19 protein-coding genes are annotated in these 15,350 nt (G+C 58.4%); 7 read left to right on the top strand and 12 right to left on the bottom strand.

Annotated elements, in window-relative coordinates; genetic code table 11:
* Nucleotides 1–4: 4 nt before the first annotated feature.
* From ACNYC6_RS21865 to ACNYC6_RS21840, 6 genes are all read right to left on the bottom strand, one after another.
* Nucleotides 5–658, bottom strand: a complete 654-nt coding sequence (locus ACNYC6_RS21865; protein WP_419709112.1) for an O-methyltransferase — start codon at nucleotides 656–658, stop codon at nucleotides 5–7.
* 18 nt (nucleotides 659–676) lie between these two features.
* The gene (locus ACNYC6_RS21860; RefSeq protein WP_419709111.1) at nucleotides 677–1,213 is read right to left on the bottom strand and encodes a C40 family peptidase; all 537 of its coding nucleotides are present in this window, start codon (nucleotides 1,211–1,213) and stop codon (nucleotides 677–679) included.
* A gap of 166 nt (nucleotides 1,214–1,379) precedes the next feature.
* The gene (locus ACNYC6_RS21855; protein WP_419709110.1) at nucleotides 1,380–2,027 is read right to left on the bottom strand and encodes a C40 family peptidase; all 648 of its coding nucleotides are present in this window, start codon (nucleotides 2,025–2,027) and stop codon (nucleotides 1,380–1,382) included.
* Nucleotides 2,028–2,253: 226 nt separating this feature from the next.
* Nucleotides 2,254–2,958, bottom strand: a complete 705-nt coding sequence (gene hda, locus ACNYC6_RS21850; RefSeq protein ID WP_338582304.1) for a DnaA regulatory inactivator Hda — start codon at nucleotides 2,956–2,958, stop codon at nucleotides 2,254–2,256.
* Between the two features lie 197 nt (nucleotides 2,959–3,155).
* Nucleotides 3,156–4,229, bottom strand: a complete 1,074-nt coding sequence (locus ACNYC6_RS21845; protein WP_419709109.1) for an AI-2E family transporter — start codon at nucleotides 4,227–4,229, stop codon at nucleotides 3,156–3,158.
* Nucleotides 4,230–4,266: 37 nt separating this feature from the next.
* Nucleotides 4,267–5,331, bottom strand: coding sequence for a DUF2066 domain-containing protein (locus ACNYC6_RS21840; protein ID WP_419709108.1), 1,065 nt, complete (start codon nucleotides 5,329–5,331; stop codon nucleotides 4,267–4,269).
* Nucleotides 5,332–5,714: 383 nt separating this feature from the next.
* On the opposite strand from ACNYC6_RS21840, the gene purM reads away from it, so the two are divergent.
* The 5 genes from purM to ACNYC6_RS21815 all read left to right on the top strand — a co-directional run bounded on the left by purM (nucleotide 5,715) and on the right by ACNYC6_RS21815 (nucleotide 9,629).
* Nucleotides 5,715–6,773 carry a phosphoribosylformylglycinamidine cyclo-ligase gene (purM, locus tag ACNYC6_RS21835; protein WP_034146362.1) on the top strand — a complete coding sequence of 353 codons (1,059 nt, stop codon included), beginning with the start codon at nucleotides 5,715–5,717 and terminating at the stop codon, nucleotides 6,771–6,773.
* On the top strand, nucleotides 6,773–7,423 hold the full coding sequence (gene purN / locus ACNYC6_RS21830; RefSeq protein ID WP_419709107.1) for a phosphoribosylglycinamide formyltransferase: 651 nt from the start codon (nucleotides 6,773–6,775) through the stop codon (nucleotides 7,421–7,423). The genes purM and purN overlap by 1 nt, the downstream gene beginning before the upstream one ends.
* Nucleotides 7,424–7,431: 8 nt before the next feature.
* Nucleotides 7,432–8,145: a DUF3108 domain-containing protein gene (locus tag ACNYC6_RS21825; protein ID WP_419709106.1), complete on the top strand. Its 714-nt coding sequence runs from the start codon at nucleotides 7,432–7,434 to the stop codon at nucleotides 8,143–8,145.
* A 144-nt stretch (nucleotides 8,146–8,289) separates the two neighbouring features.
* A complete protein-coding gene (locus tag ACNYC6_RS21820; protein ID WP_419709105.1) occupies nucleotides 8,290–8,706 on the top strand; it encodes an OsmC family protein in 417 nt (138 codons plus the stop codon).
* 62 nt (nucleotides 8,707–8,768) lie between these two features.
* Nucleotides 8,769–9,629, top strand: a complete 861-nt coding sequence (locus ACNYC6_RS21815) for a pirin family protein (protein ID WP_419709104.1) — start codon at nucleotides 8,769–8,771, stop codon at nucleotides 9,627–9,629.
* A gap of 116 nt (nucleotides 9,630–9,745) precedes the next feature.
* Here the strand turns inward: ACNYC6_RS21815 and ACNYC6_RS21810 are convergent, their stop codons facing one another.
* The 4 genes from ACNYC6_RS21810 to ACNYC6_RS21795 form a co-directional block, all read right to left on the bottom strand.
* A complete protein-coding gene (locus tag ACNYC6_RS21810) occupies nucleotides 9,746–10,474 on the bottom strand; it encodes a dienelactone hydrolase family protein (protein WP_419709103.1) in 729 nt (242 codons plus the stop codon).
* Nucleotides 10,475–10,541: 67 nt separating this feature from the next.
* Entirely contained in the window at nucleotides 10,542–12,446 is a 1,905-nt protein-coding gene (gene htpG / locus ACNYC6_RS21805) for a molecular chaperone HtpG (protein ID WP_419709102.1), read from the bottom strand.
* Nucleotides 12,447–12,528: 82 nt separating this feature from the next.
* On the bottom strand, nucleotides 12,529–12,978 hold the full coding sequence (locus ACNYC6_RS21800) for a PaaI family thioesterase (protein ID WP_419709101.1): 450 nt from the start codon (nucleotides 12,976–12,978) through the stop codon (nucleotides 12,529–12,531).
* The gene (locus ACNYC6_RS21795) at nucleotides 12,975–13,451 is read right to left on the bottom strand and encodes a PaaI family thioesterase (protein WP_419709100.1); all 477 of its coding nucleotides are present in this window, start codon (nucleotides 13,449–13,451) and stop codon (nucleotides 12,975–12,977) included. Before ACNYC6_RS21795 ends, ACNYC6_RS21800 begins: the two co-directional genes overlap by 4 nt.
* Before the next feature lie 160 nt (nucleotides 13,452–13,611).
* Here ACNYC6_RS21795 and ACNYC6_RS21790 point away from each other — a divergent pair, with 160 nt between their 5' ends.
* The gene (locus tag ACNYC6_RS21790; RefSeq protein ID WP_150702767.1) at nucleotides 13,612–13,857 is read left to right on the top strand and encodes a hypothetical protein; all 246 of its coding nucleotides are present in this window, start codon (nucleotides 13,612–13,614) and stop codon (nucleotides 13,855–13,857) included.
* Between the two features lie 79 nt (nucleotides 13,858–13,936).
* Here the strand turns inward: ACNYC6_RS21790 and ACNYC6_RS21785 are convergent, their stop codons facing one another.
* Both ACNYC6_RS21785 and ACNYC6_RS21780 read right to left on the bottom strand, forming a co-directional pair.
* Complete coding sequence (locus ACNYC6_RS21785) at nucleotides 13,937–14,338, bottom strand: MAPEG family protein (RefSeq protein ID WP_419709099.1); 402 nt, start codon at nucleotides 14,336–14,338, stop codon at nucleotides 13,937–13,939.
* Nucleotides 14,338–15,075, bottom strand: a complete 738-nt coding sequence (locus tag ACNYC6_RS21780; protein ID WP_419709098.1) for a DUF599 domain-containing protein — start codon at nucleotides 15,073–15,075, stop codon at nucleotides 14,338–14,340. The genes ACNYC6_RS21785 and ACNYC6_RS21780 overlap by 1 nt, the downstream gene beginning before the upstream one ends.
* Between ACNYC6_RS21780 and ACNYC6_RS21775 the strand changes: the two genes are divergently transcribed.
* Complete coding sequence (locus ACNYC6_RS21775; RefSeq protein WP_419709097.1) at nucleotides 15,065–15,337, top strand: hypothetical protein; 273 nt, start codon at nucleotides 15,065–15,067, stop codon at nucleotides 15,335–15,337. The genes ACNYC6_RS21780 and ACNYC6_RS21775 overlap by 11 nt on opposite strands.
* The last annotated feature ends 13 nt before the right edge of the window (nucleotides 15,338–15,350 follow it).

The raw sequence follows: 15,350 nt of genomic DNA, 5'->3' as shown, positions 1-15,350 counted from the left end.
TGTGTCAGCGCTTACGACAAAGCGTCAACCCATCCCCCAACGGCAACAACGACAGGTCCACCCGCGCATCCTCCTTCAACGCTCGATTGAGCGCCTGAATCGCGCGGGTGTCTGCGCTATCTGGATTGTCCTCCAGCACCCGGCCGCTCCACAGCGTGTTATCGAACACCGCCAACCCACCGACCCGCAGCAACCGCAGCGCATGCTCCAGATAGGCGGGATAGTTGGCCTTGTCGGCATCGATGAACATCAGGTCGAACTGGCCTGGCTGGGCCAACTTGCCGAGGGTCTCCAGCGCTGGCGCCAGACGCAGATCGATTCGCCCGGCCAATCCGGCTTCCTGCCAGTAACGGCGGGCCGTGGCATTGTAATCGCCGGGAATGTCGCAGCAGATCAGCGAACCGTCATCCGGCAATGCCGCCGCCATGCACAGGGCGCTGTAACCGGTAAAGGTGCCGACCTCCAGCAACCGCCGGGCGCCGGTGAGTTTCACCAACAACGCCAGAAACTGCCCCTGCTCCGGCGCAATCTGCCAGCGCGCCATGGGCAGCGCCTGGGTTTCGTCGCGCAAACGCTTGAGCAGCGGTGTCTCGCGCAGGGACACGTCGAGCAGATATTGATACAGCGAATCGTCGAGATTGAGCGTGCGAGCGGTCATGACCACAACCTCTGGCTATTACGGATTGCGCGCCAGATGCTCCGGTTGCAGGACGCGTTTGGCGCTCAGGTAGGCTTTCTGCCAATACGCCTTGGACAAGCTGTCGAGCTTGACCGTGCCGCCCGTGGCTGGCGCATGGACGAAACGACCTTCGCCGACGTAGATGCCAGCATGGCTGACCTGGGAACCGCCATTGGTGGCGAAGAACACCAGGTCACCCGTTTGCAGGCCTTCCTTACCGACGTTGGCCGCTTGCATGGAAATCATTTCACGGGTTGTGCGCGGCAGGGAAATGCCAGTGACATCACGGTACACGTAGCCGATCAGCCCACTGCAATCGAACCCCGAATCCGGCGTGTTGCCGCCCCAGCGATAAGGCGTGCCGACCAGGCCCAACGCGCGAAACAACACATCTTCCGCTTCAGGCGAAAAGGCTTGGGATGGACCGAATACGATGGGGGCGCGAACCACCGGCGCTGGCGGCGGTGTGTGACTGGCGCAAGCGCTGAGCAGCGCTGCGAGGAACATGATTGCGAGGCGGGCCGACGTCGACATAAGCAGAGCATCCTGATCTGGCTGCGGCTTTTTTCTGCTGGGGACGCAGAAAAGAAAACCGCCTGCGCAGTACGCAGGCGGTTTGCCATCATTGATAGATCAGAATTCTAGCGCTTATCAGGCAAACTTCAAGTAAGACTTTAAGTTAACCTTACAAACTGTCCGCTTACTTGCGTGCGGTGACGATCGGAGAAGCGCCTGGAGCCATGGCGAGTGCGCGCTTGGCTTCGATGAAGGTCTTGCTCCAGTAGCTGTCGCCCAAGCTGTCGATCCGCACACCACCGCTGCGGCGGCTGCTGGAATGGATGAACTGGTTGTCACCCAGGTAGATCCCGGCGTGACTGACGCGACCGCGACGGCCATTGGTTGCGAAAAACAGCAGATCACCCGGCTCAAGCTTGCTGCGCGAGACCAGCGGTGCGTCGACGTTGATCATTTCGCGGGTGGAGCGCGGCAGGTTCATGCCGGCTTCCTCACGGAACAGATAACCGATGAAACCGCTGCAATCGAAACCGGCTTCAGAGGTGCCGCCGAAACGGTAACGGGTACCGATCAGGGACATGCCGCGTTCGAGGATGCTGTCGGCCAGAACCGGTAGCTGGTAGGACTTGCCGTCGGAAAAGGCGGCCAGTTCTTTTTCGGTGGCCACTTCTTCCTGGTAAAGAGAGTCTTGATAACGAACGGAAGACTGGGCGGTAACCGAGTTTTGAGCCTGCTGTTGTTGCGCTTGCTGCGACACTGGAGAGTGGGCAGCGCAACCGAACAGCAGGGTAACGAGTGCGAGAGGCACGAGGGGTGCAAAGCGATTTAGCATGGGCACGACCGTGGCTGATAGTTGTAAAGAAGCCGAGACTATGCCCGCTATCAACCTCATTTGCAAATTCAATCGATCTTTTTGTGACTTCTCGGTTTCTCGTTTACATCTAAGCGCTTAAGCCCATTTTGATCGTTCGCGCAGCCTGCACATTGCAGGAAAGCGGATTTTCTGGCGCCTGAAATATGCTTTAAACCGTTGCACACCCCGAATTTGCCCGGCTCAGCTACCAGCCCAGGGTTTCTTTCAGGAAGGGGATAGTCAGCTTGCGCTGCGCTTGAAGGGAGGCCTGATCGAGCTGTTCAAGCAACTCGAAAAGCGCACTCATGCTGCGGGTGCCGCGAGTCAGAATGAAATGCCCGACTTCATCCGTCAGGTGCAGGCCACGACGGGATGCGCGCAGTTGCAGGGCACGCAATTTGTCTTCGTCGGAGAGCGGGCGCATCTGGAAGATCAGCGCCAGGGTCAGGCGGGATTTGAGGTCCGCCAGTTTCACCGGCAACTCACGCGGAGAGGTCGACGCGGCAATCAGCAAACGCCGACCGCTGTCGCGCAGACGATTGAACAGATGGAACAGCGCCTCTTCCCAATCCGCCTTGCCTGCCACTGCATGCAAGTCATCGAGGCAAACCAGTTCGTACTGTTCAAGGTTGTCGAGGATTTCGATGCCGCGATCCATCAACTCGGCCAGCGGCAGATACACCGCCGGCTCCCCCATCTGTTCGAAACGCAGGCAAGCGGCCTGCAACAGATGCGTGCGCCCTACCCCATGCTTGCCCCAGAGGTATATCAGGCTTTCGGTCCACCCGGCGTCGGCTTCGCACAGCCGCTCGACATAGCCGAGTGCAGCGGCATTGGCGCCTGGGTAGTAGTTGATAAAGGTGGCGTCGTCACGCAGACGCACACCTAGGGGCAGCTGAATCGGTTTCATGCTGACTGAACAGTTCCAAAGGAACCGTTAGTGGCCTCTGTGTAAAGTTTGCGAAGTTTATACCCGTGAAGCCGACCGCACAATGCGACAGACCACAAGCAAAATCAAAGGTTTGCGTTGACGCTCCGGTTTTATGACAGTTTCTTTGGCGCTGCGGGTGGCAACCCGGCATCAATTCGGGTTGCCTGCGTAGCAGTCTAAAGCTCCGGCTCGTCAACACCGCTGTAGATATCTGAATCCTTATACAAATCATGAACATGACGCACCAGCACCATGATCACCGCCGCCACCGGCAACGCCAGCAAAACACCGGTAAAACCGAACAACTCACCGCCGGCGAGAATCGCGAAGATCACCGCCACCGGGTGCAGCCCGATGCGATCCCCGACCAGTAACGGCGTCAGCACCATCCCCTCAAGCGCCTGACCGACCATGAACACTGCGACGATACCCGCCATCGGATACAGATCGCCGCCGAACTGGAACAGGCCAGCAATCAATGCCGCGCCAATGCCGATGACAAACCCCATGTACGGCACGATCGCCGCCAGACCGGCAATCAGGCCAATCAACAGACCCAATTCCAACCCCACCAGCATCAGGCCCGCAGCGTAGATCACGCCCAGCGCCAGCATCACCAATAATTGTCCGCGAACGAACGCCCCCAGCACTTCATGGCACTCACCGGCCAGCATCACTGCCCGTTCTTCGCGATCACGGGGCAGCAGGCTGCGGATCTTGGCCATCATCAGGTCCCAATCGCGCAGCAGGTAAAAACTCACCACCGGAATCAGCACCAGGTTCGCCAGCCAGGCAATCAGCGCCAGGCCCGATGCCGTGGCTTGAGTCAGCACCACGCCGACAATGTCCGTGGTTTGCCCCATGTGCTCGCTGATGGCTGCCTTGAGCTTGTCGAATCTCCAGAAGCCTTCCGACAGACCAAATTTCGATTGCGCCCATGGCAGCGCGGTGTGCTGCAACCAATCGAGCATCTGTGGCGCCAGTTCATACAAGCGGAACAGCTGTTTGGCGAGCATCGGCACCAACACCAGCAACAGCGTGGTGACGATCAGAGTGAACAATGCGAACACCGTGATCACGCCCCAGGTCCGTGACAGCCCGGCCCTTTCCAGCCGGTCCACCACTGGATCGAACAGATAAGCCAGCAGCAACGCCACCAGGAACGGCGTGAGGATCGGATGCAACAGCCAGATAAATGCGCAGAGCAAAACCACTGCACCCAACCAGAACCAACGCCGCGTATCGCCCATAAACCACTCCATTGCTTCTATATAAAGAAAGAAAAACCTACCAGCGGAAACTCATTTGCGGTGTCGGTGCCGGCGCAAGCGTCACGACAGGCGCCGCTGCACCGTCGGCTGCCGGCGGAACGGGAGCCGAAGCCGGAGCGGCTGCCGGCGCCACTGCAACTTCCTGCAATTTCGCCAGCGACAATTGCGCCCGCAACTGCTCGGCACTGCCGTTGACCCGATAAAGAATCCGGTCGCCATCGACGCTTTGCGGACGCCCGCCAAAAGGCTCAAGCAAACGCCCCAGGGCTGCATAACGCTCAAGATTCATGCCCTTCACTTCCAGCAATTGCGGGGTCGAAGCCCCAGGCTTGGCGACGAATCGCGGCGCCAGTCGCTCGTTGACCGCCAGCATCACGGCGTCCGCCACGGCCGCCTGATCCGCACCTTGAACGTTGCCTGCCTCTTTTTGATCGCCCAGCCACAAACGCCATTTGGCTTGCCACTGCCCCCCCTCTTCACGGGCGTGCACCGCCAGCAAGGCGTCGGCATTGTAACGTTCCGAGGCGCTGCGCAGCGGCGTCGGATCAGCACTTTCCAGATTCGGTGCGGTGGCGACGATCTGTTCATTCAGATCCGCCAGCGGCAAACGTAATGGCAAGCCACGGTGTTGCGCTGCACGGCGCAAGGGTACCGCACTGGCCTGGCCATCACCCACCAGGCTCGAACCTTCGGTGTTGTCGTTCAACCACCAACCGAGGATCGACGGCCGATTGGCGCCCCACATCGCCAGCCCGGCGCGGCGCAATGCCTGTTCGGTGGTGCCCGGATCGAAATCGACCTTCAGGACTTCCGGCGGTCCGGCGTCATAGCCAAACTGAGTGATGATTTGTTGCGGGTCTTTGCGGACCGCCGCCAAACCCGGACTTTGCGCCGCCTTGGGGTCGCCCGTCAGGCGCAAGACCAGTGTATCGAGGGCGCGCTGAGTCGCCTGGTCGCGCTCTTCCGGCGACTGGCCACTGACCGGTTCGCGAACTTGATAAAGGCCTTTAACGGTTTCGGCATGACTGACCAGGCTGACCAATGACAAACAGCCTACAAACAAGAATTTACAAAAACGCATGGAAGATTCCTGACGACAAGAGCGGCTGGAACAGATCGCATGAGACGATCGAGCAGGGCTGTGACCATCGCCCGGCGCAAAACATTCACACGTCCTGGGTAAGTTTTCGCACTGTCATAACGATAGACGGTTAATGGCGATACCTTGCTCAGGTCAGGAGGATGCCATCAACGTAAAAGAATTACGGTTTTTTTAGGCGGATATGGCCCTGCCGTCGGCCTGAGGATGGCCGCTGCCCTTCAAGCCTGATAAAATCGCGCGCCTTCGCAGACCGGCAACAGCCGGGCACCCTCGAAATTCGTGTGAGGCAATCGCCTTCGTCGATTTCGGCGGCCCCGCTGGACTCGGTCGTTACCCCTGAATCCCCCCTAAAGGCCTGGATCATGAGCAAGCAACCCTCCCTGAGCTACAAGGACGCCGGTGTAGACATCGACGCCGGTGAAGCATTGGTCGAACGCATCAAGAGCGTCGCCAAGCGCACTGCGCGCCCGGAAGTCATGGGCGGCCTGGGCGGTTTCGGCGCCCTCTGCGAAATCCCGGCCGGCTACAAGCAGCCTGTGCTGGTTTCCGGTACTGACGGCGTCGGCACCAAGCTGCGCCTGGCCCTGAACCTGAACAAGCACGACAGCATCGGCATCGACCTGGTTGCCATGTGCGTCAACGACCTGGTCGTATGCGGCGCCGAGCCGCTGTTCTTCCTCGACTACTATGCAACCGGCAAACTGAACGTCGACACCGCCGCTCAGGTCGTGACCGGCATCGGCGCAGGCTGCGAGCTCTCCGGCTGCTCCCTGGTAGGCGGCGAAACCGCTGAAATGCCTGGCATGTACGAAGGCGAAGACTACGACCTGGCCGGTTTCTGCGTCGGCGTGGTGGAAAAGTCCGAAATCATCGACGGTTCCAAAGTCGCTGCTGGCGATGCCCTGCTGGCCCTGCCGTCCTCCGGCCCGCACTCCAACGGATACTCGCTGATCCGCAAGATCATCGAAGTCTCCGGTGCCGACATCGAAAACACCCAACTCGACGGCAAGCCGCTGACCGACCTGCTGATGGCCCCGACCCGTATCTACGTGAAGCCGCTGCTCAAGCTGATCAAGGAAACCGGCGCTGTCAAAGCCATGGCCCACATCACCGGTGGCGGCCTGCTGGACAACATTCCGCGTGTTCTGCCAAAAGGCGCACAAGCCGTGGTTGACGTGGCGAGCTGGACCCGCCCGGCAGTGTTCGACTGGCTGCAAGAGAAAGGCAACGTCGACGAAAACGAAATGCACCGCGTACTGAACTGCGGCGTGGGCATGGTCATCTGCGTGGCTCAAGAGCACGTTGAAACAGCCCTGAACGTTCTGCGTGAAGCCGGCGAGCAACCTTGGGTCATCGGTCAGATCTCCACCGCTGCCGAAGGCGCGGCTCAGGTTGAACTGAAGAACCTCAAGGCTCATTGATGCACCAGACCTGTGATGTGGTGGTGCTGTTGTCCGGCACCGGCAGTAACTTGCAGGCCTTGATCGACAGCACGCGGACCGGCGACAGCCCGATCCGCGTCGCTGCGGTGATTTCCAACCGCGCCGACGCCTACGGCCTGCAACGCGCCAGGGACGCGGGTATCGACACCCGCTCCCTGGATCACAAGGCTTTCGAGGGCCGTGAAGCCTTCGATGCCGCGCTGATCAAACTGATCGACGAATTCAATCCAAAACTCGTGGTGCTGGCCGGTTTCATGCGCATTCTCAGCGCTGATTTCGTACGCCATTACCAGGGTCGCCTGCTCAACATCCATCCCTCGCTGCTACCCAAATACAAAGGGTTACACACTCATCAGCGCGCGCTGGAAGCCGGCGACACTGAACACGGTTGCTCCGTGCACTTCGTCACCGAGGAACTCGATGGCGGACCACTGGTCGTACAGGCAGTAATACCGGTAGAGTTGCACGACTCGCCGCAGAGTCTGGCGCAGCGAGTCCATGTACAGGAACACCTGATCTACCCGATGGCTGTGCGCTGGTTTGCCGAAGGCCGGTTATCACTTGGCGATCAGGGTGCTTTACTGGATGGACAGTTACTCGCGGCCAGCGGCCACTTGATTCGAACCTAGGAGATTTTATGCGTCGCGCCCTGCTCTTCGCTTGTGCTCTGCTTGCCTTGCCCTTCGCGCAGGCCGCAGACCTTCAACCCTTCTCCGCCAGCTACACCGCCGACTGGAAGCAGTTGCCCATGAGCGGCACCGCCGAACGCAGCCTGACCAAGGAAGCCAACGGCGTCTGGAAGCTCAGCTTCAAGGCTTCGATGATGATCGCCAGCCTGTCCGAAGAAAGCACCCTGACCGTCGACAAAGACACCTTGCTACCACAGTCCTACCACTTCGAACGTGGCGGCCTGGGCAAAGCCAAGAAAGCAGACCTGGACTTCGACTGGACCGCGAAAAAAGTGACCGGCACTGATCGTGGTGACGCGGTCAACATTCCGCTGAACCGCGGCATGGTCGACAAATCCACCTACCAGTTGGCACTGCAGCATGACGTGGCCGCCGGCAAAAAGAGCATGAGCTATCAGGTTGTCGATGATGGCGAAGTCGATACCTATGACTTCCGCGTGCTGGGTTCGGAAAAGGTCGACACCAAGGCTGGCCAGATCGATGCAATCAAGGTCGAGCGCGTGCGCGACCCGACACAAAGCAAGCGCATCACCGTGCTGTGGTTCGCCAAGGATTGGGACTACTTGCTGGTCCGCCTGCAACAGGTCGAAACCGACGGCAAGGAGTACAACATCATGCTCCTGGACGGCACGGTCAACGGCAAGGCTGTCAAAGGCAACTGATCCCCGGATCGATACGAAGAGCCCCGCAATCGCGGGGCTTTTTCATGCCGGACAAAAAACCGGAACGCTTCCCCGCAGGCATGCTCTATACCTTCAAGGTCTTTTTTGATCGAATGATTTTTCCTGATGCCTGCGAGGTTTCCCATGACCGTTACCGTCAATACCGTTTCCGCCGAAGGTTTTCGTCACAGCGTCCAGATCGATGACCACGAAATCTTTGCCGACGTGCCTGTCGCTTCGGGCGGCGAGGGAACGGCGCCGGAGCCGCACGATTACTTCGATGCCGCCCTCGGTGCCTGCAAGGCCCTGACACTGAAAATGTACGCGAAGAAAAAAGACATCCCGCTCACCGGTGTCGGCGTCGAGGTCAAGCGCGACAACAGCCAGGAGCAGAAAGGCAAGTACGCGCTGCACGTGAAACTGACCCTCAAGGGCGTGCTCACCGATGCCCAGCGTGACGAACTGCACCGCGTGGCCGATCGCTGCCCGATCCACAAGTTGATGACCACCAGCGAAGTCAGTATCGAAACCCACCTCGCCGAAGGTGCGTTCAGCCAATAGCGGCAAGGTCTGCGCAAGCGGGTTATGCTCGACCGCATCACCCGCTCAGCCTGGAATGCACCATGAACACTCCGCTCGTGATCCGCCCCCGCGCCGAAGATGTCGAAGGCCAGCCGATTCTTCGCCCGTTGCCGTCAGCCAAATGCCGCAGCGTCGGGCCGTTCGTGTTTTTCGACCACATGCTCGAAACCGAGTATCCGGCGGGCAAAGGCATGAACATTCGACAGCACCCACATATCGGACTGTCGACCCTCACCTACCTGTTTGAAGGCCAGCTTCAGCACAAGGACAGCCTCGGTTCGGATCAGGTGGTCAGTGCCGGGGACGTGAGCTGGATGACTGCCCGCAGTGCCATCGCCCACGTTGAACGCACGCCGCAGCCGCTGTGGGAGCAACGTTTCAAGATGCACGGTTTGCAGATCTGGCTGGCTTCACCCAAGGATCATGAACAGGGTCCGGGGCATTACAGCCACCATCCAGCCGCTACGCTTCCAGTCAGCGATAACCTTGGGGTGAAGATCCGCATGATTGCAGGGTCGGGCTTTTGCCTGGAATCACCGGTACCGGTGCTGTCTCCTACGCTGTACGCGGAACTGAACCTGCAAACGGCGACGACGCTGCTGATCCCCACCGAGCATGAAGAGCGCGCGCTGTATGTGCTGAGCGGAGAGGCACAACTGGATGGCGAGCCGTTGGAACCGCATGCGCTGGTGGTTTTGCCCGCCGGAGAGGAAATGACTTTATCTGCTGACAGCGACACACATGCGGTGCTGTTTGGAGGCGCGCCACTGGATGGGCCACGACGGATCAATTGGAATTTTGTGGCGAGTGATCCGGCGGCGATTGATGAAGCGCGGCGCAAATGGGCGGCCGGTGACTGGCCGACGGTGCCGGGGGAAGTTGAGAGAATCGAATTACCTTAAATAGTTCAGCGCCTGTTAGATCGCCATCGCGACCAGGCTCGCTCCCAAAGGTGAATGCATGCCAATGTGGGAGCCTGCTCGCGATAGAGCCGGCACTGACACCGGCCAAATCATGCTCAGTCCTTGAACACTTCATCCAGCAAGTTATGCATCGAAGTGAACGCCCGGGCAGCGACCTTGGCGTCGTACATCATCATCCCCGGCACATTGGCATGCGGATCGGTGAACGAGTGAAACGCACCGCCGTAGCTCAGCAGCTGCCAGTCCACACCCGCCGCATTCATTTCATCTTCGAACGCCGGCAGTTGCTCCTTCGGCACCAATGGATCGGAGGCGCCGTGCAGCACCAGGACCTTACCCTTGATGTTTTTCGCATCAGCTGGATTCGGCGTGTCCAACGTACCGTGGAACGACACCGCCGCCTTCACCGGCGCACCGGTGCGGGCGAATTCGAGGGCGCAGCAACCGCCAAAGCAAAAACCGAAGGTCGCCAGCTTCGAGGTATCAACCGCCACCTCGCCTTGACCCTGCAGCTGTTCGAATGCCACCTGCATACGCTTGCGCAGCAACGGACGGTCATTCTTCAACGGCGTCATCGCCGCGCCCGCCTCGTCATTGTTCGTCGGACGAACCGATTGACCATAAAGGTCCGCGATCAGCACCACGTAACCCTTGGCCGCCACTGACTTGGCGATCTCCTCCGCTCCGGCGCTGACGCCCATCCAGTTCGGCGCCATCAACAAACCCGGACGCGGGCCTTTGTGGTCAGCATCGAAGGCCAGACGGCTTTCATAGGATTGACCATCAATCTGATAGGCCACGGAACGTACAGTAATTTGGCTCATTTCTGACTCCTGATAATTGAACACCAGAATGAAAAAACCCGCCGAAGCGGGTTTTCTTGCAACGCAGTTAAGCCGATAGCTCAACCAATAGCTTGTTCAGACGACGCACATACGCCGCCGGATCTTTCAAGCTGTCGCCGGCCGCCAGGGCCGCCTGATCAAAGAGGATGTGCGACAGGTCGCCGAAGCGCTCGTCACTCTGCTCGTTGTCGAGCTTCTCGATCAGCGGGTGAGCCGGGTTGAATTCGAAGATCGGCTTCGAATCCGGCACCTTTTGACCGCTAGCTTCGAGGATCTGACGCATTTGCAGACCCAGGTCCTGCTCACCGATGGCCAGGATCGCCGGGGAGTCGGTCAGACGATGGGAAACCCGCACTTCGGCGACAGATTCGCCCAGCGCAGTTTTCAGACGCTCAACCAGGCCTTCTTTGGCCTTGGCGACTTCTTCCGCAGCTTTCTTGTCTTCTTCCGAGTCCAGGTTGCCCAGGTCCAGGTCACCGCGTGCCACGTCGACAAAGCTCTTGCCATCGAAGTCGCTGAGGTAGCTCATCAGCCACTCGTCGATACGGTCGGTCAGCAGCAACACTTCGATGCCTTTCTTGCGGAAGACTTCCAGGTGCGGGCTGTTTTTAACTTGTGCGTAGGTTTCGCCGGTCAGGTAGTAAATCTTGTCCTGACCTTCCTTGGCGCGTGCCAGGTATTCGGCCAGACCAACAACCTGCTCGCCCTCGTCGCCGTTGGTCGACGCGAAACGCAGCAGACCGGCGATTTTTTCCTTGTTGGCGAAATCTTCTGCCGGGCCTTCCTTCATGACCTGACCGAAGTTTTTCCAGAAACCTTTGTATTGCTCAGGCTCGTTCTTCGCCAGTTTTTCCAGCATGTCGAGAACGCGCTTGGTCAGCGCCGACTTCATGGAGTCGATGATCGGGTCTTTCTGCAGAATTTCCCGCGACACGTTCAGCGACAGGTCGTTGGAGTCGACCACGCCTTTGACAAAGCGCAGATACAGCGGCAGGAACGACTCAGCCTGGTCCATGACGAACACGCGCTGCACATACAGCTTCAGGCCTTTCGGCGCTTCACGCTGGTACAAATCGAACGGAGCACGGCTCGGCACGTACAGCAGCGAGCTGTATTCCAGCTTGCCTTCGACCTTGTTGTGGCTCCAGCTCAGCGGGTTTTCGAAGTCGTGAGCGATGTGCTTGTAGAACTCCTGGTATTCCTCGTCCTTGATGTCGGTACGCGGACGGGTCCACAGGGCGCTGGCACGGTTGACGGTTTCCCACTCAACGGCCGGTTGCTCTTCGCCTTCGGCGGCTGCCACTTCTTTCGGCAATTCGATCGGCAAGGCGATGTGGTCGGAGTACTTCTTGATGATGTTGCGCAGACGCCAGCCATCGGCAAACTCGTCTTCAGCGGATTTCAGGTGCAGGACGATGCGAGTGCCGCGCTCGGCTTTCTCAATCGTTGCAATTTCGAAATCGCCTTCGCCCTTGGACGACCAGTGCACGCCTTCGCTGGCGGCGCTGCCGGCACGACGGCTGTACACGTCGACTTTGTCAGCGACGATGAATGCGGAGTAGAAACCAACACCGAACTGGCCGATCAGGTGCGAGTCTTTCTTCTGGTCGCCGGTCAGATGCTTCATGAAATCGGCGGTGCCGGATTTGGCGATGGTGCCCAGGTGCGTAATCGCATCCTCGCGGCTCATGCCGATACCGTTGTCTTCGAGGGTGACGGTTTTAGCGTCCTTGTCGAAGCTCACACGAATTTTCAGTTCGGCGCCACCTTCCAGCAGTTCTGGCCTGGACAGCGCTTCGAAACGTAATTTGTCTACAGCGTCAGAGGCGTTCGAGATCAATTCGCGAAGGAAAATTTCCTTGTTGGAATACAGCGAATGGATCATGAGGTGCAGCAGCTGCTTCACCTCGGTCTGGAAGCCCAGGGTTTCCTTTTGAGTTTCCACACTCATGGTCATCAAACTCCAATCAGATGGCATTGGCCGCGACCTTGAGCGGTCGGCGGCGGGTTGTCATCAGAGTTGGGGGCTGAGTTCAGGATTTCAAGGGCTCCTCGAGTTTGAAATGCGCCCGGGCCGTGGCAATCGGCTCGCCTTCGGTGCTTTGCCAGGCGGTAATCGCCACGTTAGCCACGCGTCGCCCCTGCCGGCAGACCTGGCATCGAGCCCACGTATCGCGGAACTGGCCGGCACGCAGGTAATCCAGGGAGAAGTCGATAATCTTCGGCACGCCCGGCGAACCGGTAGCAATCAGCAGGTGCAACGCGGCAGACAGCTCCATGAAGCCGGCAATCACGCCACCATGGATAGCGGGCAATAAAGGATTACCAATGTTGTCCTTGTTGGCCGGCAGACGAAACAGCAACTCATCCCCCACTCGCGAGCATTCGACGCCGATCAGCGTGGCGTAGGGAATCAATTGCAGCAGCGAACTGTAGTCGCCCTTCTCATGGGCCGTTTGCAGTTGTTCTTGAAAACCAGTCATTTCGTGCCTCCGGCGATGGCGCCACCAAAGCCCTTGGTGCCCTTGATGTTTTTGCCCATGCGCATGAAGGTGCCCACGACATGGGCGATCGGCTGCTCGGGATCGTCCTGGTAGGCAAAGCCACGGGCAAAGATCACGTCAGTGGTGACCCGGTAGCACTGGGCGAAACCGTAGACATCTTTATGGGGTTCGGCGGCGTGCATGTAGTCGATGCGCAGATCGAGGGTCGGGCACACCTCGAATTCCGGCAACACGCAGAGGGTGGACATGCCGCAAGCGGTGTCCATCAGCGATGTCAGTGCGCCACCATGAATCACACCTGTCTGCGGGTTGCCGACGATCTGCGGGCTGTAGGGCAGCACCACGGTGAGGCCCTCGCTGCTGGCGCTGTGCACCCTCAAACCAAGGACCTGACAATGCCGCAATGCCGAGAGAAATCGCGTCGCACGCTCAAAAATGGGGTTTTCGGCCATTTGATAAAAACTCTAATTTAATGTTCGTACAATGCAGTAGCGGTCCTGGTAAAAGTTCCGCCTTAGAACAAACTTATATATCTGAGCATTTTGAGGAACTTAACCTTGCCGCCTGGGCTCTTAAGGCCAGATAGATATTTTCCATAAGGAGAAACACCCCATGCGTAAGACTTTAGCTATTGCCTTGATGTTGACCGCTTCCCTCGGTCTCGCTGCCTGCGATAAAAAATCCGAGGACAAAGCTCAAGATGCTGCCAAACATGCTGAGCAAGCTCAGCAAGACATGAGCAAAGCTCAGGATAAAGTGAACGACGCTGCAAAAGAAAACGCCGAAGCCGCCAAAGATCAGGCTGAATCGAACGCAGAAGCGGCTAAAGAAGCAGCTCCGGAAGCACCTAAGAACTAATTCGGTTTTTAGCGTGATAAAAGAAAACCCGCCAAGTGCGGGTTTTCTTTTGCCTGCAGTTTTTGCTGCAGCATCAGCGTTAGAGCAAAATCGTTCGAAAAGTCGGACTAATCATCAACAACAACGAACACACTAGCCCTATCACCCAAACCAGGCTGCGCTGCCATGCCAGGTCCTTCCAGTAACAGATCAAATAGATAACTCGCGAGATCACAAAGATGATCGCCAGCAAGTCGATGAGCCATCCCGCTGTCTGCGTGGTATGCGCCATCAGCACACCCACCGCAAACAGTATGAACGCCTCGATACTGTTCTGATGCGCTGCCAGTGCACGGGCACCCAGCCCCGTGAGTTGCGCCTGCTGCTGGCGCGGCAAGTGATTGTTGTAACCGCCCTGCTCTTTCATGGCGGTGGTTACAGGCATGCGCGCCACGTAAATCAGTACCGCACTGATCAACACACACCAGAATGGAATACTCATCAAACAGCCTCTTTATTGACCTCGGGCAATGGCGCCTCCGTAGGGGTATAGACCATCACGTCGAGGACGTCGGAGTGAAACTCGCGGCGGTACAACACAAACACCACACCGGCACTCATCAACATGAACAGCCAAGGGCTGACGAACCAGGCCAGCATGGTCATGCCGAAGTAGTAAGAGCGCAGGCCGAAGTTGAACTGATTGGCGGCCATGGAAATGACGCGTGCCGCTCGGGCGGCAAAGGCTTTGCGTTCCTGCTCGGACACATGCCGCTCACCCACCATCGGCGCCGACCCCACCAAAATGGCGGCGAAGTTGTATTGGCGCATGCACCAGCTGAAGGTGAAGAAGGCATAGACGAACACCAAGGCCAGGCACAACAACTTGATCTCCGACATGCCCTGGGAAGCCTGTTGCACCATCGGAATATCCGCCAATAGCGACACCGCGCGATCCGATGCCCCGAGTACCGTGAGGATACCGGCCAGGATAATCAGCGTACTGGACGCAAAAAACGACGCATTGCGTTCCAGGTTGCCGATCACGCTGGCGTCGGCGATGCGGTTGTCACGCAACAACATGCGGCGCATCCAGTCTTCACGGTATAGATGAAGCACGCTGGCCAGGCAGGCTGTGTCACGACCCTTCCAGGTGGCATAGCGGGTGTAACCGCCCCAACAGACTACGAACCAGACGGCGGCAAGAATGTGGATCAGGTTGGCTTGGATGAACGACATGCAGGTCCTTGTGATGGAGTGGCAGAACACCGAAACCCTTGTAGGAGCGAGCTTGCTCGCGAAGATCGCAAACCATGGCGCGCATTTGCTGGATAAACGCGTCACTCTCTGGTTCTTCGCGAGCAAGCTCGCGCCTACACAAAGGGCTTTGCAGTGCTTCGACGTTAGCGCAGAAGAAAAGGCACCGCATCCCCCACAAAAAAAATGCCCCGCATCGATTGATACGGGGCATTTCCATTGTTGTTTAAAAGCCCGCTCGTGACGGGCCAGTGAAA

This window comes from Pseudomonas sp. NFX224 (assembly GCF_048565165.1).
Classification (GTDB): Bacteria; Pseudomonadota; Gammaproteobacteria; order Pseudomonadales; family Pseudomonadaceae; genus Aquipseudomonas.
The sequence above is the reverse complement of the archived record's forward strand: the minus strand, read 5'-3'. Positions and strand labels throughout refer to the sequence as shown.